Source organism: Stenotrophomonas sp. GL_111 (assembly GCF_057835245.1).
Genome location: NZ_CM174421.1, coordinates 3,797,521 through 3,815,830 on the forward strand (window position 1 = coordinate 3,797,521; position 18,310 = coordinate 3,815,830).

At 67.5% G+C, this 18,310-nt stretch carries 16 protein-coding genes; 6 read left to right on the forward strand and 10 right to left on the reverse strand.

Translation table 11 applies throughout. The features are described from left to right. Nucleotides 1-3: 3 nt before the first annotated feature. From AC3IPM_RS16885 to AC3IPM_RS16895, 3 genes are all read right to left on the reverse strand, one after another. Nucleotides 4-651 carry a hypothetical protein gene (locus tag AC3IPM_RS16885; protein ID WP_489301400.1) on the reverse strand — a complete coding sequence of 216 codons (648 nt, stop codon included), beginning with the start codon at nucleotides 649-651 and terminating at the stop codon, nucleotides 4-6. Then, nucleotides 648-2,033 carry a dihydrolipoyllysine-residue acetyltransferase gene (gene aceF, locus AC3IPM_RS16890; protein WP_489301401.1) on the reverse strand — a complete coding sequence of 462 codons (1,386 nt, stop codon included), beginning with the start codon at nucleotides 2,031-2,033 and terminating at the stop codon, nucleotides 648-650. The genes AC3IPM_RS16885 and aceF overlap by 4 nt, the downstream gene beginning before the upstream one ends. A gap of 200 nt (nucleotides 2,034-2,233) precedes the next feature. Then, nucleotides 2,234-2,746 carry a DNA-deoxyinosine glycosylase gene (locus AC3IPM_RS16895; RefSeq protein WP_489301402.1) on the reverse strand — a complete coding sequence of 171 codons (513 nt, stop codon included), beginning with the start codon at nucleotides 2,744-2,746 and terminating at the stop codon, nucleotides 2,234-2,236. Between the two features lie 191 nt (nucleotides 2,747-2,937). Between AC3IPM_RS16895 and AC3IPM_RS16900 the strand changes: the two genes are divergently transcribed. From AC3IPM_RS16900 to glpK, 3 genes are all read left to right on the forward strand, one after another. Then, nucleotides 2,938-3,573, forward strand: coding sequence for an OmpW/AlkL family protein (locus AC3IPM_RS16900; protein ID WP_489301403.1), 636 nt, complete (start codon nucleotides 2,938-2,940; stop codon nucleotides 3,571-3,573). Nucleotides 3,574-3,715: 142 nt separating this feature from the next. Further along, on the forward strand, nucleotides 3,716-5,212 hold the full coding sequence (gene glpD, locus AC3IPM_RS16905; protein ID WP_489301404.1) for a glycerol-3-phosphate dehydrogenase: 1,497 nt from the start codon (nucleotides 3,716-3,718) through the stop codon (nucleotides 5,210-5,212). A gap of 52 nt (nucleotides 5,213-5,264) precedes the next feature. Then, on the forward strand, nucleotides 5,265-6,764 hold the full coding sequence (gene glpK, locus AC3IPM_RS16910) for a glycerol kinase GlpK (protein ID WP_489301405.1): 1,500 nt from the start codon (nucleotides 5,265-5,267) through the stop codon (nucleotides 6,762-6,764). Between the two features lie 66 nt (nucleotides 6,765-6,830). Here glpK and AC3IPM_RS16915 read toward each other — a convergent pair whose 3' ends face one another. Both AC3IPM_RS16915 and AC3IPM_RS16920 read right to left on the reverse strand, forming a co-directional pair. Continuing rightward, complete coding sequence (locus AC3IPM_RS16915; protein ID WP_489301406.1) at nucleotides 6,831-7,625, reverse strand: MetQ/NlpA family ABC transporter substrate-binding protein; 795 nt, start codon at nucleotides 7,623-7,625, stop codon at nucleotides 6,831-6,833. 118 nt (nucleotides 7,626-7,743) lie between these two features. Then, complete coding sequence (locus AC3IPM_RS16920) at nucleotides 7,744-8,709, reverse strand: helix-turn-helix transcriptional regulator (protein ID WP_489301407.1); 966 nt, start codon at nucleotides 8,707-8,709, stop codon at nucleotides 7,744-7,746. Nucleotides 8,710-8,800: 91 nt separating this feature from the next. On the opposite strand from AC3IPM_RS16920, the gene AC3IPM_RS16925 reads away from it, so the two are divergent. Together AC3IPM_RS16925 and AC3IPM_RS16930 are read left to right on the forward strand one after the other, a co-directional pair. After that, the gene (locus tag AC3IPM_RS16925) at nucleotides 8,801-9,418 is read left to right on the forward strand and encodes a hypothetical protein (protein WP_489301408.1); all 618 of its coding nucleotides are present in this window, start codon (nucleotides 8,801-8,803) and stop codon (nucleotides 9,416-9,418) included. 116 nt (nucleotides 9,419-9,534) lie between these two features. Continuing rightward, nucleotides 9,535-10,311, forward strand: a complete 777-nt coding sequence (locus tag AC3IPM_RS16930; protein ID WP_489301409.1) for a DUF481 domain-containing protein — start codon at nucleotides 9,535-9,537, stop codon at nucleotides 10,309-10,311. Nucleotides 10,312-10,355: 44 nt separating this feature from the next. Here AC3IPM_RS16930 and hemC read toward each other — a convergent pair whose 3' ends face one another. The 5 genes from hemC to mdoH form a co-directional block, all read right to left on the reverse strand. Then, nucleotides 10,356-11,267 carry a hydroxymethylbilane synthase gene (gene hemC / locus AC3IPM_RS16935; protein ID WP_489301410.1) on the reverse strand — a complete coding sequence of 304 codons (912 nt, stop codon included), beginning with the start codon at nucleotides 11,265-11,267 and terminating at the stop codon, nucleotides 10,356-10,358. A gap of 99 nt (nucleotides 11,268-11,366) precedes the next feature. Beyond that, nucleotides 11,367-12,137 carry a LytR/AlgR family response regulator transcription factor gene (locus AC3IPM_RS16940; protein ID WP_489301411.1) on the reverse strand — a complete coding sequence of 257 codons (771 nt, stop codon included), beginning with the start codon at nucleotides 12,135-12,137 and terminating at the stop codon, nucleotides 11,367-11,369. Beyond that, nucleotides 12,106-13,152 (reverse strand): sensor histidine kinase, encoded by a 1,047-nt coding sequence (locus tag AC3IPM_RS16945; protein WP_489301412.1) that lies wholly within the window; start codon nucleotides 13,150-13,152, stop codon nucleotides 12,106-12,108. The genes AC3IPM_RS16940 and AC3IPM_RS16945 overlap by 32 nt, the downstream gene beginning before the upstream one ends. After that, entirely contained in the window at nucleotides 13,149-13,817 is a 669-nt protein-coding gene (locus AC3IPM_RS16950; protein ID WP_489301413.1) for an alpha/beta hydrolase, read from the reverse strand. Before AC3IPM_RS16950 ends, AC3IPM_RS16945 begins: the two co-directional genes overlap by 4 nt. A 63-nt stretch (nucleotides 13,818-13,880) precedes the next feature. Continuing rightward, a complete protein-coding gene (gene mdoH / locus AC3IPM_RS16955) occupies nucleotides 13,881-15,785 on the reverse strand; it encodes a glucans biosynthesis glucosyltransferase MdoH (protein ID WP_489301414.1) in 1,905 nt (634 codons plus the stop codon). A 465-nt stretch (nucleotides 15,786-16,250) separates the two neighbouring features. On the opposite strand from mdoH, the gene AC3IPM_RS16960 reads away from it, so the two are divergent. After that, nucleotides 16,251-18,281, forward strand: coding sequence for a TonB-dependent receptor domain-containing protein (locus AC3IPM_RS16960; RefSeq protein ID WP_489301415.1), 2,031 nt, complete (start codon nucleotides 16,251-16,253; stop codon nucleotides 18,279-18,281). Nucleotides 18,282-18,310: the final 29 nt, after the last annotated feature.

The following is an 18,310-nucleotide window of genomic DNA, read 5'->3' on the forward strand; positions in this document are numbered from 1 at the left end:
TGCTCAGCCGGCCTTGCCGCCGAGCAGTTGCTGCAGTTCGTCGAGCGACTCGTCCAGATCCTTCCAGCGACGGTCGAGCTTCTTTTCCTTGGTGTCGCTGGCTTCGATCAGCAGCGCCACCTGTTTCATCATCAGCTTGCCGGCGCCGCAGTCCGGGCGGCTGCCGCTGTAGCGCTGGCCATCCACCTGGAACGACAGCACTTCACCGTCGAGTACCGGGGCCTTGCGGTCAGCCGGTACCGCCGCGCCCAGCGCGGCCTGCCAGCTGCGCAGCAGGCGCTGTGCCAACGGTGCCGGGATGCTCACCTGGTACTGGTCCGGCGTCTGCTCCACGCGCAGTTCCACACCGCCCTGGCGGGCGCTGTTGTTCCAGTTGTGGACCCGCTTGTCGGCGCGGCTGTAGCGCAGCGTCCATTCCTGTTCCTGGGTGCCGGGCAGCAGGGCCACACCGGTCTCGACCCCGCTCTTGGGCAGGGTCACCAGCGACAGCGCCGGCTGCGCCTTGCCTTCGAACAGGGTTTCCACCGCCTGGCCGTAGTTGCCCACCGCCGGTGGCCAGCCGCGGCCCAGGTCGGGTGCGCATTCGGCCGCACCCGCCTGTGCTGCCGGCAGCGCCAACAGGGCCAGCACCCATGCCAGGCCTTGCCTCACAGGAGCACGCGCCGCATGTCGGCCAGCACCTGGGACAAGTAGGTGGTGAAGCGGGCGGCCAGCGCACCGTCGATGACGCGGTGGTCGTAGCTCAGCGACAGCGGCAGCATCAGCTTCGGTGCGAATTCCTTGCCGTTCCAGACCGGCTGGATCGAGGACTTGGACACGCCCAGGATGGCCACTTCCGGTGCATTCACGATCGGGGTGAACGCGGTGCCACCGATGCCGCCCAGCGAGCTGATCGAGAAGCAGCCGCCGCTCATCTCGGCCGGGCCGAGCTTGCCGTCGCGCGCCTTCTTGGCCAGTTCGCCACTTTCCTGCGCGATCTGCACCACACCCTTCTTGTCGACATCGCGGATCACCGGAACCACCAGGCCGTTCGGGGTGTCGGCGGCGAAACCGATGTTGAAGTACTTCTTCAGGGTCAGGTTCTCGCCGCTGGCATCCAGCGAGGCGTTGAACTCGGGGAACTTCTTCAGCGCCGCGGCGCTGGCCTTGACCAGGAAGGCGAGCATGGTCAGCTTGATGCCGGCCTTCTCGTTTTCCTTGTTCAGTGCCACGCGCAGGGCTTCCAGTTCGGTGATGTCGGCCTGCTCGAACTGGGTGACGTGCGGAATCATCGCCCAGTTGCGGGCCAGGTTGGCACCGGAAATCTTCTTGATCCGCGACAGCGGCTGGACCTCGACTTCACCGAACTTGCTGAAGTCCACCTTCGGCCACGGCAGCAGGTTCAGGCCACCGCCGGCGGCGGCAACCCCGCCACCTGCGGCAGCACCGCCGGTCAGCGCGGCCTTGACGAACTTCTGCACGTCGCCCTTGGTGATGCGGCCACCCTTTTCGGTGCCGCTCAGCTGGTTCAGGTCAACGCCCAGCTCGCGGGCGAACACGCGCACCGCCGGGCTGGCATACGGCACCTTCTGCGGCAGCACGCTGTCGGCATTGAACTGCACCGGCGGGCTGCTCGGCGCGCCGGCCGACGGGGCCGCAGCGGCCGGGGCCGGCTGGGTCGGCTTGGCGGCGGCCTGCTCGATCTCACGGGCGGCCAGCTTGTCCGGCTGTGCCGGGGCGGCGGCTTCGACCTTGGCCGGCGCCGGGGCGGCGGCGGCAACCGGGGCAGCAGCGGCCGGCGCGGCGGCCTCTTCGCTCACTTCGATCAGCGCCACGACCTTGCCCTCGGACAGGTTGTCGCCGATCTTGACCTTGATCTCCTTGACCACGCCAGCCACCGAGGACGGCACTTCCATCGTGGCCTTGTCCGACTCGAGCGTGACCAGGCCCTGGTCCTTCTTGACGGTGTCTCCAACGGCGACCAGCACCTCGATTACCGGGATATCGCTGTAGTCACCGATATCGGGGACAAGTGCTTCCTTGATTTCGGCCATGGGGATAACTCCGGCAATCTGGTGTAGGGAATCGCCTATTGTGGGGGCAGGAGGCGTCAGCGCCAACCGGCTTGGCCAATTTTCGCCGCCGCTGTCCCGGGACACGCTGTTGCAGCCACCTGCCTTTGCCGGATTCTGCTTGGATCAGTGCGAAGCAGAACTTTCCAGTCGGTACCGTACTGTCCGCGCCGCAGCGACGCTCAGCCGCGCAGCGCGTCGGCCAGCGGCTGCCACGCCGCCTGCAGCCGTGGCAACGGCCAGGCCGCATTGGCCGGGCTGGTGGACGGCAACGACCACACCGGCAGCGGCGCGGCCAAATGCGGGGCGATGGCGCGCTGGAAGGCCTGGTACGCGGTACCGCCGTTGCAGGCCACCGCACGCAGCGCCGGCAACGTGGCGATCAGTGCGGGCAACGCATTGGGCACTTCACTGCCGCGCACGATCGCCGTATCCAGGCTGCCGCGGCGCTGGCACTGCCCAATCACATCCCACAGCCCGACCCCGACGCCCTGCAATGCCGCCAGCCGCGCTGCATACGGCAGGCCCGCATCGATGCCGGTCAGTGCCGCCATCAACGGCCAGAACCGATTGCGCGGATGCGCGTAGTACTGCGCGGCCTGCAGCGATGCCACGCCCGGCATTGAACCCAGCACCAGCACCCGACAGTGCGCATCCACCTGCGCAGGGAAGCCGATACACCGCGTTGTTTCCATCACATCTCCTACAGATGCATGAATATCTTCGTTGACATGATCATCCGTTTTTCAGCCTTTTTCAGCTGTTCGCTGAACGGAACAAACTAAATTTTAACGCGCGTCGGATTCGATTCATGTTGGGGGGATTACGTTTGCCTCGCCCTGCAACACCGGGCAAAGAACAAAAAAAATTCTGAGGAGATTCCCCCATGCGCTCCATCCGCACCCTGACTCTGGCTACCCTGACCGCCCTGGCTTTCGCCCCGGCTGCTTTCGCCCAGGACACCACCACCACCGATACCGCTTCGGGCAAGCATTTTGCCGTGGTTGGCGGCATCTCGCTGCTGCAGCCCAAGAACGATCCGCTCGACGGCGTGCGCAAGGTGGACGGCGGCCCGGCCCCGACCCTGAGCCTGAGCTACTACATCAACGACAACTGGGCCGTGGAACTGTGGGGCGCGGCTGACAAGTTCGACCACCGCGTGCGCGGCACCGACGGTGGCCGTCTGGGCAGCGTCGAGCAGCAGCCGATCGCGCTGAGCGGCCAGTACCACTTCGGCCAGGCCGACAATGTGTTCCGTCCGTTCGTGGGCGCCGGCTACTACGAGTCCAACTTCAGCAATGAAGACCTCAGCAGCGATGCTGGCCACGTGGGCCTGAAGACCGCCAAGGGCGCGATGGGCACCGTGGGTGTGGACATGAACATCAACAGCACCTGGTTCGCCCGCGCCGATGCACGCTACATGCATTCGCGTCCGGAGCTGACCGTCAACGGTGACAAGACCGGCGACAAGGCCAAGCTGGATCCGTGGACTGTCGGCTTCGGTATCGGCGCCCGCTTCTAAGCACCACGCCTCACGCAACAACGTGTCATGCAACGGGCCCCTCGCGGGCCCGTTGTCGTTTCCGGCACGGCCTGCGGCGGCTTTCATTCGGCCTTGTCCTGCCTGCATCGATACTGCAGGCCACGGAAACCGGGGAGCCAGGATGGAACAGCAGGTGGATGTGCTGGTGGTGGGCGGCGGCATCAACGGTGCCGGCATCGCCCGCGACGCTGCCGGGCGCGGCTGGTCGGTGTGCCTGTGCGAGCAGCACGACCTGGCCGGGCATACCTCCAGCGCCAGCACCAAGCTGATCCATGGCGGGTTGCGCTACCTGCAGTACGGCGAATTCGCGCTGGTGCGCAAGGCGCTGCACGAACGCAGCGTGCTGCAGCGGCTGGCCCCGCACCTGATCACCCCGACCCGCTTCGTGCTGCCGCATGCCGCCCACCTGCGCCCGGGCTGGATGCTGCGCGCCGGGCTGTGGCTGTATGACCATCTGGGCGATGCCCATCAGATATTCCCGCGCTCGCAGCGGCTGGACCTGCGTCGCGACCCGAGCGGTGCGTTGCTGCAGCCCGGTTTTCGCACCGCCTACAGCTACTCCGATGCCCGCGTGGACGATGCACGGCTGGTGCTGCTCAACGCGCTGGATGCACACGAGCGCGGTGCGGACATCCGCGTGCGCACGCGCTGCGAGCAACTGATCCGTCACCGCGATCACTGGTGGGCCGTGCTGCAGGGCGAAGATGGCCGCGTGCAGCGGCTGCGCGCCCGCGCGGTGGTGAACGCCAGCGGGCCGTGGGCCGGCAACGTGCTGCAGCGCGCGGGACTGGATGCGCCGATCGGCCTGCGCCTGGTCCAGGGCAGCCATGTGGTGGTGCCGCGCCTGTTCGCCCATGACAGCGCGTACCTGCTGCAGCAGCCGGACCAGCGCATCGTGTTCGTGATTCCGTTCGAGCAGGACTTCACCCTGATCGGCACCACCGACGTGGACTTCGATGATGACCCGGCCCGCGTGCGCGTCGCCGCGGCCGAGATCGAGTACCTGTGCACGGCGGTCAACCGCTGGCTGCGCACGCCGGTGCGTCCGGCCGACGTGGTCTGGCAGTACAGCGGAGTGCGCCCGTTGCTGGCCGACCACCACCAGGAGGCGGCCAAGGTGACCCGCGACTACCGCCTGCAGCTGGACCAGGAGCAGGCGCCGATGCTCAGCGTGCTGGGCGGCAAGCTGACCACCTACCGCGTGCTGGCCGAGGAAGCGGTGGATCAGCTCGGTGCGGTGCTGGGCCGCGACGCACCGGCCTGGACCGCGACCGGGCCGGCGCTGCCGGGCGGTGAGATCGGCGATGCGCACGCGGTGCAGACGCTGCTGCAGACGCGCTACCCGCGACAGCCACCGGCGCTGCTGGCCGCGCTGTCCCGCCGCTATGGCATGCGCGCGCTCAAACTGCTCGGTGCCGCCGCCACGCCGGTGCAGCTGGGCATCGATTTCGGTGCCGGGCTGTACCAGCGCGAGGTCGACTACCTGGTCGCACACGAATGGGTGCGCACCCTTGACGATCTGCTGTGGCGGCGCACCCACCTGGGGCTGCACCTGGATGCGGCGCAGCGCGAGGCACTGGGGCAGTACCTGCTGCCGCGTGTGGCGGCGATGGCGTAGGCTGGGGCGGCGGCGCGCGAGCACCGCCCCGATTCGTTCCACGGAGCAAGGCATGGACACGCAGTACGTGCTCGCCATCGACCAGGGCACCACCAGTTCGCGCGCGATGCTGTTCGATCGCCGGGGGCACGTCGCCGGCGTGGCCCAGCGCGAGTTCAGCCAGATTTTCCCGCAGCCGGGCTGGGTCGAACACGACCCGCGCGAGATCCTCACCAGCGTCTATACCACCTTGACCGAACTGCTCAATCGCGAGCAGATCGATCCACGCCGGATCGCCGCGATCGGCATCACCAACCAGCGCGAAACCACGGTGGTGTGGGACAAGGCCAGCGGCCAGCCGATCCACAACGCGATTGTCTGGCAATCCCGGCAGAGCCACCCGATCTGCGAGCGCCTGAAGGAACAGGGCCACGAAGCGTTGGTGCGCGAGCGCACCGGGCTGTTGATCGACGCCTATTTCTCCGCGACCAAGATCCGCTGGATCCTCGACCATGTGGAAGGCGCGCAGGCGCGGGCCGAACGTGGCGAGCTGCTGTTCGGCACCATCGACAGCTGGCTGATCTGGAACCTCACCGGGGGCGCGGCGCATGTCACCGACTACAGCAACGCCGCGCGCACGCTGCTGTTCAACATCCACACCCTGCAATGGGACGAGGACCTGCTGGCACTGCTCGACATTCCGCGCGCCATGCTGCCCGAGGTGCGCAGCAGCAGCGAGGTGTACGGCCACACCCGCACCCAGTTTTTCTTCGACCAGCAGATTCCGATTGCCGGCATCGCCGGCGACCAGCAGGCCGCCTTGTTCGGGCAGGCCTGCTTCACCCCGGGCATGGCCAAGAACACCTATGGCACCGGCTGTTTCATGCTGATGAACACCGGCAGCAAGGCGGTGACCTCGCACAACGGCCTGCTCACCACCATCGCCTGGGGCGTCGATGGCCAGGTGGAGTACGCGCTGGAGGGGTCGATCTTCATCGCCGGTTCGGTGGTGCAGTGGCTGCGCGACGGATTACGCATGTTCGGCAAATCCAGCGACTGCCAGGCCTATGCCGAGCGGGTGCCCGACAGCGGCGGGGTGTACCTGGTGCCGGCCTTCGTTGGACTCGGCGCGCCCTACTGGCGCAGCGACGTGCGCGGGGCCATGTTCGGCCTGACCCGCGGCACCAGCAAGGAACACTTCATCCGTGCCGCGGTGGAATCGATGGCCTACCAGACCCGCGACGTGCTGGCGGCGATGCAGGCCGATGCCGGGATCGAACTGAAGGAGCTGCGCGCCGATGGCGGGGCGATCGCCAACGACTTCATGGCGCAGTTCCAGAGCGACATCCTCGGCGTGCCGGTGCTGCGCCCGCAGGTGGCCGAAACCACGGCGCTGGGCGCGGCCTACCTGGCCGGGTTGGCCACCGGATTCTGGTCCAGCCGCGACGAGATCGCCGCGCAGTGGGCGGTGGACCGGCGCTTCGCACCGCAGATGCCGGTGGACCAGCGCGAGGCGCTGTACGCCGGGTGGTTGCAGGCGGTACAGGCCACGATGGGGTTCCGGGTGGGGTGACGGGCGTACCGACCAACGGTCGGTACCCACTCCGTCAGCGCCGGGCCATGCCCGGCTATTGTCAGGTCAGAACGCCGGCAGCACCGCGCCCTTGTACTTCTCGGCGATGAAGGCCTTCACTTCCGGGCCGGTCAGGGCCTTGGCCAGCTTCTGCACGCGGGCATCGTCCTTGTTGTCCGGGCGTGCGACCAGGAAGTTCACGTACGGCGAATCCTTGCTTTCAATCGCCAGTGCGTCCTGGGTCGGGTTCAAGCCGGCATCGAGCGCGTAGTTGGTGTTGATCAGGGCCAGATCGACCTGGTCGAGCACGCGCGGCAGCATCGCCGAGTCCAGCTCGCGGAACTTCAGCTGCTTCGGGTTGGCGATGATGTCGCGCTGGGTGGCCAGCGCATTGGTCGGATCCTTGAGCGTGATCACCCCGGCCTTGTGCAGCAGGATCAGCGCGCGGCTGTTGTTGCTGGGGTCGTTGGGAATCACCACGTCGGCACCGACGGGCAGCGCATCCAGCGACTTGAAGCGGCGCGAGTAGGCGCCGAACGGCTCGATGTGCACGCCGATGACCTTGACCAGGTCGGTCTTGCGGTCGCGGTTGTAGGCGTCCAGGTAAGGCTCGGTCTGGAAGTAGTTCACGTCCACCTGCTTCTGCACCAGCTGATCGTTGGGCTGCACGTAGTCGTTGAACACGCGCACCTCCAGCTCCAGGCCTTCTTTCTGCAGGATCGGCTTGACCACGGCCAGGATCTCGGCATGCGGCACCGCGGTGGCGGCCACCACCAGTTTCTGGGTATCGGCGTTGGGCTTGCCGCAGGCGGCCAGGGCCAGCGAGGCCGCGATCAGCGGGAGCAACAGGTACTTCTTCATGGGGGACGATATCCGGGAGCAGCGATAGCGCCCAACCATACCGCACGCCCCGGTCCTTGCGGTATCCGGGGCATATGACCGGCGGTGATGAGCGCTGCCGGCAACCGCCCGGTGCGGCTTACTCGTAGTTGCTCAGGGCCAGTTCCAGCAGGGTCTTGGCCTGCTCGCGCAGCACCGCCGGCTCGATGATTTCCGCATCCGAGCCGTAGTGCAGCACGTCCATCAGCAGCTCGCGCGAGACGCTGTAGGGCACTTTCAGCTCGTAGCGGCCATCGGCCAGGAAGCGCCCCTGCTGCTTGGAGTGCCAGTGTTCGTCGGCGACCCAGCGTGCGGCCTTGGCACTGAACACGATCGTGGCCCAGCCCTTCGGGGCGCCGGAGAAGATGCCGTAGCTGGCGCCCAGCTGTTCGTCCAGCTCGCCCTCATCCACATCGCGCGCGACGGTGTCCACCACGCGTGCCTTGTAGATGCGGTCCACCGCGAAGCTGCGCAGGCCTTCGCGGCCATGGTCCCAGGCGTCCAGGTACCAGTTGTCGCGGTAGTGGGTCATGCGCTGCGGCGACACGGTGCGCTTGGTCGCCTCGTCCGTGGAACGGGCGCGGTACTCGAACGCCAGCTGCTTGCGCTCCAGCACCGCCGAGGCCACCGCGCGGAAGCTGGCTTCGTCGAACTTGCGGCCGCGGTGCGGAATCACCCGGACCCGGTCCACCGGCCAGGTCGAGACCCCGGCCTGGGCCGCGAGCAGGCCTTCGATGCGCTGCTGCAGCGGGGCCAGCACCGAGGACAGCACCCCGCCACCGGTCCGCGCCAGCAGGTGCTGGGAGGCCAGCAACGCATGCAGCTCTTCGGAGCTGAGCCACAGCCCGGGCAGTTCGAAACGGTCGCTTTCGTCGTCCTGGTAGCGGAACCCGGCCTCGCCGTCGCCTTCCACCGGTGCCATCAGCGCATCGCGCAGGAAGGCCAGGTCGCGGTAGACGGTGGCGCGGGAACACTCCAGTTTTTCCTGCAGGGTCGCCACCGTCACCGGATAGCGCGCGGACTTCAGCAGACGATGCAGGGCGTTGATGCGTTCATATCGGTCCATGCCCCGATTATGTCCGAGTCGTCGCCGTTGTGGCGGCTTGAGCCGCAACTTCGGCTATCGTGAAGGCCCCCACGCTCTACTGCCGCCTGTCATGCGCCTGCTGCCTGCCGCCCTCCTCGTGTCCCTGCTGCTGTCCGCCTGCGGGCCGGCGCCCGATCCTGCCACGACCGCCCAGGACCCGGCCGCGGCGAGCGTGCCTGAGGTCGTCGACCCGGTCCAGGCGGTGCTCGGCGCCAGCCAGCGCTTCGGCCAGCTGCGCAGCTTCCACGCCACCCTGCACATGCAGGGCCAGCGCAGCGTGGACGCACAGATGGACTTCGTTGCGCCGGACCGTTACCGGCTGCAGACCGAAGCCGGTGTGCAGACCATCATCGGTGACACCTTCTTCCTGCAGCGCGAAGGCGAGGTACAACAGGTCCCGGTGCCGCCGGGGCTGCTGGCGCAGTGGCGCAACCCGCTGCCGGCCGACCTCACCCCGGCCCAGCTGCAGGTGCAGGACCTCGGGGCCGAGCGTGCCGCCGGCCAGGCCGCACACAAATACCGCGTGCAACATGCCAGTGCCGGGCCGGACGGGCTGCTGTACTGGATCAATGCACAGGGCCTGCCGGTGCAGATCCAGCGCCAGGGCCAAAGCAACGGCCAGGCCTTCCGGATCACCGTGGCCTACTCGCGTTTCAACGATTCGACCCTGCAGGTCGCGCTTCCCTGAACAGGGATCGAGCCCGAACGTCTGCTAAAGCGCGGGGCGATGGCGGGAAATCCGCCTGAACGCATCAAGTATCATTCACGGCCTCTATCCCCATAGCCGATCACGGAGAACCGTTGATGTCCCTGCGCGTCTCGTTGCTTGTTCCCCTGCTGTTGTGCGCCCCGGTGGCCTACGCACAGGACACCACCGACCCGGCCGCGATGACCTCACCGTGGAGCGGCAGCGGCGGTGAATTCGGTTTCGCTTCGGCGCGCGGCAACAGCAACACCGAAAGTGCCAACGGTCGCCTGCGCCTGCGCTACACCGATGACGACTGGGTGCACAGCATGGACCTGTTCGGCCTGCGTTCGCGTTCGGAATACACCGAAACCAGCGACGACGGCACCGTCACCAAGCGCACCAATACCACCGCCAACCGCTATACCGGCAGTGCCGGCAGCGCGCTGCAGCTGGGCGAGCACCGCCAGCTGACTGCCACGGTGCGTTACGAGCGCGACGATTTCGCCACCTATGACCGCCAGAGCTCGTTCGGCCTGGGTTACGGCACCCGGCTGGTGGAAGGCGACCGCTTCTACATGGACGCGCAGATCGGCCCCGGTGTGCGCCGCACCCACAACACCGAGAACGATGAAACCCGCACCGGCCTGATCGGTCGCGGCCTGTTCGACGTGAAGTACTCGCTGACCCCCAACACCGACCTGATCAATACGCTGCTGGTCGAATCGGGCTCGTACAACACCTTCGGCCAGAACGATTTCGGCGTGTCGGTAAGCATGAACGAGCACCTGGCGCTGAAGGCCGGCTGGCAGGCGCGTTACAACAGCGATGTCGCCGAAGACAAGCGCAAGACCGACACGCTGACCACGATGAACGTGGTCTACAAGTTCAAGTAAGCGGCACGCCGGGGTGCCGGCCGCTGGCCGGCAACCCCGTCAGCTCATACCGCGAGCAGCTCGCCTGCCCCGCCCTCGAGCAGGCCGCGTGCGACCTGCTTGCCGAGCGTGTCCGGATCATGGCCCGGGCCGCGCGCTTCGGCGCGCACGATACGGCCATCGGCCACGCCGCCGACCAGGCCCTGCAGGAACAGGTCATCGCCCTCCCACTGGGCGAAGCCGGCCACCGGTACGTGGCAGCTGCCGTGCAGTGCACGGTTCATCGCGCGCTCGGCCTCCACGCAGGCACGGGTGCGCGCATCATCGAGCGCGGCGAACAACGCCATCACCTGCGCATCCTCGCCATTGCATTCCACCGTCACCGCGCCCTGCGCCGGGGCGGGCAACCACTGCGGGGCGTTGAGCCGCGCCACGATGCGCCCGCCCAGGCCCAGCCGCTCCAGCCCGGCCACGGCCAGCACGATGGCGTCGTAGCCACCGTTGTCGAGCTTGGCCAGGCGGGTGTTGACGTTGCCACGCAGGTCGAGCAGCGCCAGGTCCGGGCGCAGCGCGCGCAGCTGGGCTTGGCGGCGCAGCGACGAGGTGCCCACGCGCGCACCGAGCGGCAGTGCGTCCAGCGAGGCGTACAGATTGGAGATGAAGCCATCCGCTGGGTCATGCCGGGTCAACATCGCCGGCAGCGCGAACGGCGCGTCCAGTTCCATCGGCACATCCTTGAGCGAATGCACGGCGCAGTCGGCCTCGCCGCGCAGCATCGCCAGCTCCAGCTCTTTCAGGAACAGGCCCTTGCCGCCGATCGCGGCCAGCGAGCGGTCCAGGACTTCGTCGCCGCGGGTGCTCATCGGCACCAGCACCACTTCCAGCCCCGGGTGGACCTCGCGCAGGCGGTCGGCGACATGTTCGCTCTGCCACAGGGCGAGCGGGCTCTTTCGGGTGGCGATGCGCAGGGTCTTCATGCGGACATTATCCGCGCATGGGAGCGTATCGACCAACGGTCGATACCCACCACATTCGGTCGGCACCCACCGCGAGGGGTCGGCCGCCACCGGGGCGGGCTACAGGTGTTTGAGGTCCTGCTTGAGGCTGGCCACGCAGCGGCGGCTGACTTCCAGTGGTGCGACACCATGTCGCAGTACCGCCTGGACCTGGCCGGCGCTGTTGCGGCGCAGTTCGACCAGTTCATGGCGGGCGACCAGGCAGTTGCGGTGGATACGCACGAAGCGGCTGGCGAATTCCTCTTCCAGCGACTTCAGCGATTCCTCGATGAGGTCTTCGCCGCGCGCGTGGTGGACCACCACGTACTTTTCTTCGGCCTGCAGGTAGTGGATGTCGTCGATGGGGATCAGGCGCAGGCTGCCACGCAGGCGGGCACACAGGAGGGTGCGGGCCTGCTGGCTGGGCGCGCTGGGCTGGCCGTTGCGCCCGGCCATGAAGGTCCGCGCCCGTTCCAGCGCCGCGGCCAGGCGCTCGGGACGCACCGGCTTCATCAGGTAGTCGATCGCGGCGGCTTCGAAGGCCGACAGCGCGTGCGCATCGTAGGCGGTGCAGAACACCACCGCCGGGCGCGGATCGAAGGTGGCCAGGTGGCGCGCCGCTTCCAGCCCATCCAGCCCGGGCATGGCGATGTCGAGCAGGACCAGGTCCGGCTGCAGCTCGGCGCAGGCATGCAGCGCCTGTTCGCCGTTCTCCGCTTCGGCGACGACCTCGATCCCGGGTTGTTCGGCCAACAGGCTGCGCAGGCGCTCGCGGGCCAGCGGTTCGTCGTCGGCGATCACCACTTTCAAGGCTGCTTCCTCACTGGACCGGCACGCTGATGTCGCAGGCATAGTAGCCCTCGCTCCATGCTCCCGTCATCCGCGCCCCCGGCCCGAATCGCCAGGCCAGCCGGTGCGCGATGCTGCGCTGGGCGTGCCCGGCGCCGTGCGACAACGGCAGGCTGCGCGCGTCGGGGTCCGGTGCAGGGTTGCGCACGCGGATGTGCAGCTGCGGGCCTTCGCAGGCCAGCGTGATCACGATGCAGCCACCGCCGGGCAATCGCGAGATGCCATGCAGCACGGCATTTTCCACCAGCGGCTGCAGCACCAGTCGCGGCATCGCCAGCGTCCACGGCAAGGGTTCTTGGCGCTGCCACTGCACCTGCAGGCGCTCGCCCAGGCGCAGCGATTCGATCGACAGGTAACGTTCGGCCAGTTCGCATTCGGCCTGCAGGGTGGAATCGCCCTCGCCCGCCCCGAGTGCGGCACGGAACAGATCGGACAGGTCCAGCACCGCGCGTTCGGCCACCACCGGGTCGCGTCGGACCAGGCTGGCGATCAGGTTCATGCTGTTGAACAGGAAGTGCGGGCGGATCCGCGCCTGCAGCGCGTCGGCCTGCGCGCGGGCATTGGCCATCACCTGCGCGCTCCAACGATCGCTCACATAGAAGTACCGCAGTGCCAGCGCCACGATCAGCGCGGTCATGGTGGCGCTGCCCAGGGTGAAGCGCCAGAAGCCCACCTGTTGCGCGAAGCCATCGGCATCGAGCACGCCGTACAGCGCATGCACGATACCGGCGCACACGGCGGCAATCAGTGCCGTCATCGCCACCGCCAGGGTACTGCCGAGCAGTTCGGGCAGGCGCGACAGCGTGGCGCGGGCCACGCACAGGCACACCGTCACCGCCAGCGCCAGCCACAACGCGAAGCCGCTGGCGGACAGGAAATCGGAAAGGCTCCAATGGCGGCTGCCATCCGGCGCCAGCCCCACCACCACCACCACCAGCTCGGCAAGACCGAGCATCGCCGCCAACCGTGGCAGGCGGCACAGCTCGGGCAGCCAGGGCTGCTGGCGGGGATCGCTCATCCGGCCGTGGCGAAGCGTGCGTCGAGCCAGTCACCCAGCGCGTCGAGCTCTTCGGCGCAGACCTGGTGCGCCATCGGATAGACATGCCACGCCAGCGGCAGGCCCAGCGCCTTGAGTGTGTCGGCGCTGTGCTCGGCGATCTGCAGCGGAATCACCGGGTCGTGCGCGCCATGCGCCATGAACACCGGCGGCGTGATGGCATCGGCCACGCGCCCGGCGGCGGCCGCCTGCGGATCCGGCAGGTAAGTGGACAGCGCGATCACGCCGGCCAGCGGCCGGGTACGGCGCAGCAACGCACTGAGGATCACCGCGCCGCCCTGCGAGAAGCCGGCCAGGAAGATCCGTTCCGGCGCGATGCCGCGGGCGATTTCGTTCTCGATCAACGCATCCAGCATCGCCACCGATGCGTCCACGCCGGCCAGATCGGCGCGCGAGCGGAAGTCCATGCTGACGATGTCGTACCAGGCGCGCATCGGCACGCCGTTGTTGATGGTGATCGGCTGTACCGGCGCATGCGGGAACACGAAGCGAATCGCCGGCCAGTGCGGACGCAGCAGCTCGGGCACGATCGGTGCGAAGTCATGCCCATCGGCGCCCAGGCCATGCAGCCACAGCACCGACCACTGCGGGTCGGCGCCGGTTTCATTCACTACGGTATCGAGCATGGTGCGACTCCAGAACATTCAAGCCGCATTATGCCGCGCCCTCATCCAAACGGGCGCAACCGCCTAGCCCAGCTTGCGCTCCGCGGCCGCCCGGCGCAGCTGCGCGGCGCGTACCAGCACCGGCGGCGGGGCCAGTTCTTCGGGAATATCCATCAAGCCCCAGCGGTGCAGCAGGTCGCCGGCACGGCGGCCGGAGGTGAGCGCCACCACCGGGATCGCCAGCACCATGCCGATCACCACCGGGGCCATCCATGCCGCCAGCGAGGGCGACACGGCATAGGCGAGCACACCCATGAACAGCCCGAACACGCTCAGCCCGCCATAGCCGCGGATCAGCGCCGGCCAGGAAATGCCGCCGTCGTCGCGCTGCTGCGCATCCCAGCCCGAATCCTTGCCGGCCAGCACTTCGGCGACGCCGCGCGACTGCACGTACATCACCACCGGCGCCATCAGCGCGGCCAGCACGGTTTCCAGCAGCATCGACAGCAGCGCGCGGATGCCACCGCCGCAGCCGCGCCGTTCCACCGGATCCAGCAGCATCGCGATGTAGCCCAGCACCTTGGGGGTGAGCAGCACCACCATGGTGATGGCGAACATGCGGATCACCTTTTCCTCGTCCTGGTGGCGCCAGTACACGCCCGGCGACAGGTGCAGCATCTCGTTGAAGTCGATGCCGCCCTGGAACAGCGGGATCGCGATGCCGATCAGCATCAGCATCGCCCACATCGGCGCGGTGAAGTAGTGGCCGATGCCGATCATCATGTGCATGCGGCTGACCCAATGCAGGCCCTTGGAGGCCACCACCTTGGCGTGCTGCAGGTTGCCCTGGCACCAGCGACGGTCGCGCACGAGCATGTCGGTCAGGGTCGGCGGGCCTTCTTCATAGCTGCCTTTCAGGTACGGCACCATGTGTGTGGCCCAGCCGCCGCGGCGCATCAGCGCGGCCTCGACGAAATCGTGGCTGAGTACGTGCCCGCCGAACGGCTGCCGGCCTGGCAGCGCAGGCAGGCCGGCGTTGTCGGCGAAGGCCTCGGTGCGGATGATCGCGTTGTGGCCCCAGTAGTTGCTCTCCGCACCATGCCACCAGGCCACGCCGCGGCCGATCACCGGGCCGTACACACGCCCACCGAACTGCTGCATGCGGGCGAACAGGGTGCGACCGCCGATCACCGCCGGCAGGGTCTGGATCAGGCCCACGTCGGGGTTGTGTTCCATACCCGCAACCAGGCGCACGATGGTGTCGCCGGTCATCAGGCTGTCGGCATCCAGGATCAGCATCTGCGGGTAGCCACCGCCGAAACGGCGCACCCAGTCGGCGATGTTGCCGGCCTTGCGCCCGCTGTTGTCACCACGGCGACGATAGAAGATGTGGCCATGGCCACCGACCGCATCGCACAGGGCGGTGTAGGCCTGTTCCTCGGCCGCGCCGATATCCTCGCGCCGGGTATCGCTGAGCACGTAGAAATCGAACTGGGCCAGCTGCCCGGTTTCAGCCACCGATTCGTAGATGGCCTGCAGGCCGGCCAGCAACCGGTGCGGGTCTTCGTTGTAGGTGGGCATTAACAGCGCGGTGCGCGTGTGCACGACCGGCAGCGGTTGGTCCGGATCGATGCCGAGCTTGTAGCCACGGTCGAACACCGCGGTGAGGAACCCGGCCACCGCGCCGGCGAAGGACAGCGCGATCCAGGCGAACAACGCCACGAACAGCACCAGCAGGCAGGCCTCCAGCACCGTAATGCCGTTCACCGCCAGCACCTTCCACATCATCGTGCTGGCGGCGATGGTCATCGCCGCGGTGCCACCGAGGATGTAGAAACGGCGCAGCGGCATCCAGCGCGGCGCGGTGCGCTGGCGCGGGACCTGCAGGCGGCCTTCGCGGAAGGATTGCTCGGGCATCGGCATCGGCACTTCGGCCGGCAGCGTCGCCCGCCCGGCATCCAGTGTCGTGTTGAGGGTCTGCACGCTCATCGGCAACCACCTTGTGCACGCAATGCGTGCCCGGCGGCCGTCCCCAGTGTTGCCTGCGCGGGGCCGTGGCCGGCACGCAGCTGATGTCTGTCACTACCGGAACCCACGAACTCTCCAACGGATCTTGAGACGAAAAATGCGGCTCAGTCTATGGGGCGAAATGTAAGCCGGGTGCGAAGGGGGCTTTCGCGGATTTCTCCCCATTCAGCAAAATCGCCGCCCGCGCCCCCCGCCGCCACTGCGACCGATCGTCGCAGCCCTTACGCAGCGGGCTTTTGCCCATTCATGTTGTAAACGGTTATCATTTCGTTAGCCAGGCAGGCATGCGGTTCCCGCACCACCCACCCAGACGCGCCGGTCATCGCCGTGCGCAGTCCGCTTCACCGGTCGGGTTGTCTGCTTCGTCGTGTCGTCATCGCGAGTCGCTTCCCGGTCGGGGTTTCCCTCCCCTCCATGGAAGATCCTATGTCTCCCCTTCTGCATTCGCGCGCGCGGCTGGTTCGCGCCCCCCTGACCCTGGCCCTGCTGCTGGCCCTGCCCTCGCTCGCCCTGGCCGAGGCGGCTGACACACCCGCTGCCAAGGAACTGGACACCGTCGTGGTGACCGCGTCGGGCAACCAGCAGTGGCTCAAGGACGCGCCGGCCAGCATCAGCGTGATTTCGCGCGAAGACATCGAGCGCCAGCCCGTGCACGACCTGGGCACCCTGCTCAGCCGCATCCCCGGCGTCACCGGCGGGCTCAGCGCGTCCGGCGAGCAGTCCAAGATCAAGCTGCGCGGCATGCCGTCCAACTACACGCTGATTCTGGTGGACGGCAAGCGCGTGGGCAGTTCGGCCTCCACCAACTACCGTCCCGACCTCGGCCGCCAGGATCTGAACTGGATCTCCCCCGACCAGATCGAGCGCATCGAAGTGGTGCGCGGGCCGATGTCCTCGCTGTACGGTTCGGATGCGATGGGCGGGGTGATCAACATCATCACCCGCCGCATCGGCGACACCTGGGGCGGCAGCGCCACCCACAACTACACCTCACCGCAGGACAGCAAGCGCGGCGATACCCAGCAGATCGGCACCACCTTCTCCGGCCCGCTCAGCGACAACATCGGCATGCGCCTCGGTGCCAACTACACCCACCGCGATTCGGACCGCAGCAACGGCGGCGTCTACGGCAATGCCTATGCCGGCGAGAAGGACCGCAACTTCGACGCCCTGCTGGACTGGAAACTGAGCGAGGTGCAGAGCCTGCAGCTCGAAGCCGGCTACGGTGTGCAGCAGGCATTTGCCAACGCCACGCTCGAAGACGAAGGCGAACCCGCCTGGGGCGCCAGCGAGCTCAAGCGCACCAGCCTGTCACTGAGCCACACCGGCAACTGGTCATTCGGCACCTCCAAGGTCACCGGCTACTGGACGCAGTTCAAGAACGACATTGGCCCGACCGGCCGCTCCGAGGCCAAGGACGCGATCGTCGAAGGCAGCCTGAGCACGCCGTTCACGCTGTGGGTGGACCACCAGCTCAGCGTGGGCGGGCAGTGGAAGCGCCAGCAGCTGACCAACACCGACACCATCGGCCAGGCGCCGATCGACTACGCCGGCAACCCGGTGCTCGGTTCCAGCCTGGAAGTGGATACCTGGGCGATCTTCGTCGAGGACGAACTGAAGCTGCATGAAAAGCTGGCCCTGACCGTGGGTGCACGCCTGGACCACCACGAGCAGTTCGGCAGCCATGTCAGCCCGCGTGCGTACCTGGTCTACCACCCGAGCGAACGCTGGACCCTGCGTGGCGGCATCTCCAAGGGCTTCCGTGCGCCGAGCCTGACCGAGAACGCGGCCTCGGCGGCGACCGAGTCCGGTGGCCGCGGCTGCGGTTCACTGCGCCCGTTGGGTTACATCACCGGCAGCTGCTACATGGCCGGCAACCCGGACCTGGACCCGGAGACCAGCACCAACCGCGAAATCGGCTTCGCCTTCGACAACGGCACGGTCGATACCGGGCTGACCTATTTCCACACCGACTTCCGCAACAAGATCGAGTACGAACCGCTGGGCCGGTTCAACGGCATCTGGTGGACGCGCATGGAGAATGTCGAGCGTGCCCGCACCAGCGGCATGGAAGGCAACTTCAACCTCACCCTGGGCGAACACTGGCGCTGGCGCACCGCGGCGACCTGGATGAAGGAAGCCAAGAACCTCACCACCGGCGAGAACCTGATCGACACCCCGGAGTTCTCCGGCTATTCCTCGGTGGACTGGACGCCGATCGACGCGTTCTCGGCCACGGTCTCCGCGCAGTACACCGGCAAGCAGACCGGCGTGGCCAGCACCTTCATCAAGGCCTACACCTTGTTTGACCTGACCACGGCCTGGCACGTCAATCCAGCGCTTACCCTGCGTGCAGGCGTGAGCAACCTGGCCGACAAGAAGCTGTATGCCGAAGGCGCCACCGACTATTTCGTGGCCGGCCGCAGTTACTTCCTGGGCATGACCGCCCGCTTCTAAGCGGGGCATGGACGGCGCGCGGGGCCTGC

Coding starts and splice junctions, on each gene's coding strand:
- aceF (WP_489301401.1), bottom strand. CDS start 2,033: ATGGCCGAAATCAAGGAAGCACTTGTCCCCGATATCGGTGACTACAGC.
- AC3IPM_RS16895 (WP_489301402.1), bottom strand. CDS start 2,746: ATGGAAACAACGCGGTGTATCGGCTTCCCTGCGCAGGTGGATGCGCAC.
- AC3IPM_RS16900 (WP_489301403.1), top strand. CDS start 2,938: ATGCGCTCCATCCGCACCCTGACTCTGGCTACCCTGACCGCCCTGGCT.
- glpD (WP_489301404.1), top strand. CDS start 3,716: ATGGAACAGCAGGTGGATGTGCTGGTGGTGGGCGGCGGCATCAACGGT.
- glpK (WP_489301405.1), top strand. CDS start 5,265: ATGGACACGCAGTACGTGCTCGCCATCGACCAGGGCACCACCAGTTCG.
- AC3IPM_RS16915 (WP_489301406.1), bottom strand. CDS start 7,625: ATGAAGAAGTACCTGTTGCTCCCGCTGATCGCGGCCTCGCTGGCCCTG.
- AC3IPM_RS16920 (WP_489301407.1), bottom strand. CDS start 8,709: ATGGACCGATATGAACGCATCAACGCCCTGCATCGTCTGCTGAAGTCC.
- AC3IPM_RS16925 (WP_489301408.1), top strand. CDS start 8,801: ATGCGCCTGCTGCCTGCCGCCCTCCTCGTGTCCCTGCTGCTGTCCGCC.
- AC3IPM_RS16930 (WP_489301409.1), top strand. CDS start 9,535: ATGTCCCTGCGCGTCTCGTTGCTTGTTCCCCTGCTGTTGTGCGCCCCG.
- hemC (WP_489301410.1), bottom strand. CDS start 11,267: ATGAAGACCCTGCGCATCGCCACCCGAAAGAGCCCGCTCGCCCTGTGG.
- AC3IPM_RS16940 (WP_489301411.1), bottom strand. CDS start 12,137: ATGCCTGCGACATCAGCGTGCCGGTCCAGTGAGGAAGCAGCCTTGAAA.
- AC3IPM_RS16945 (WP_489301412.1), bottom strand. CDS start 13,152: ATGAGCGATCCCCGCCAGCAGCCCTGGCTGCCCGAGCTGTGCCGCCTG.
- AC3IPM_RS16950 (WP_489301413.1), bottom strand. CDS start 13,817: ATGCTCGATACCGTAGTGAATGAAACCGGCGCCGACCCGCAGTGGTCG.
- mdoH (WP_489301414.1), bottom strand. CDS start 15,785: ATGAGCGTGCAGACCCTCAACACGACACTGGATGCCGGGCGGGCGACG.
- AC3IPM_RS16960 (WP_489301415.1), top strand. CDS start 16,251: ATGTCTCCCCTTCTGCATTCGCGCGCGCGGCTGGTTCGCGCCCCCCTG.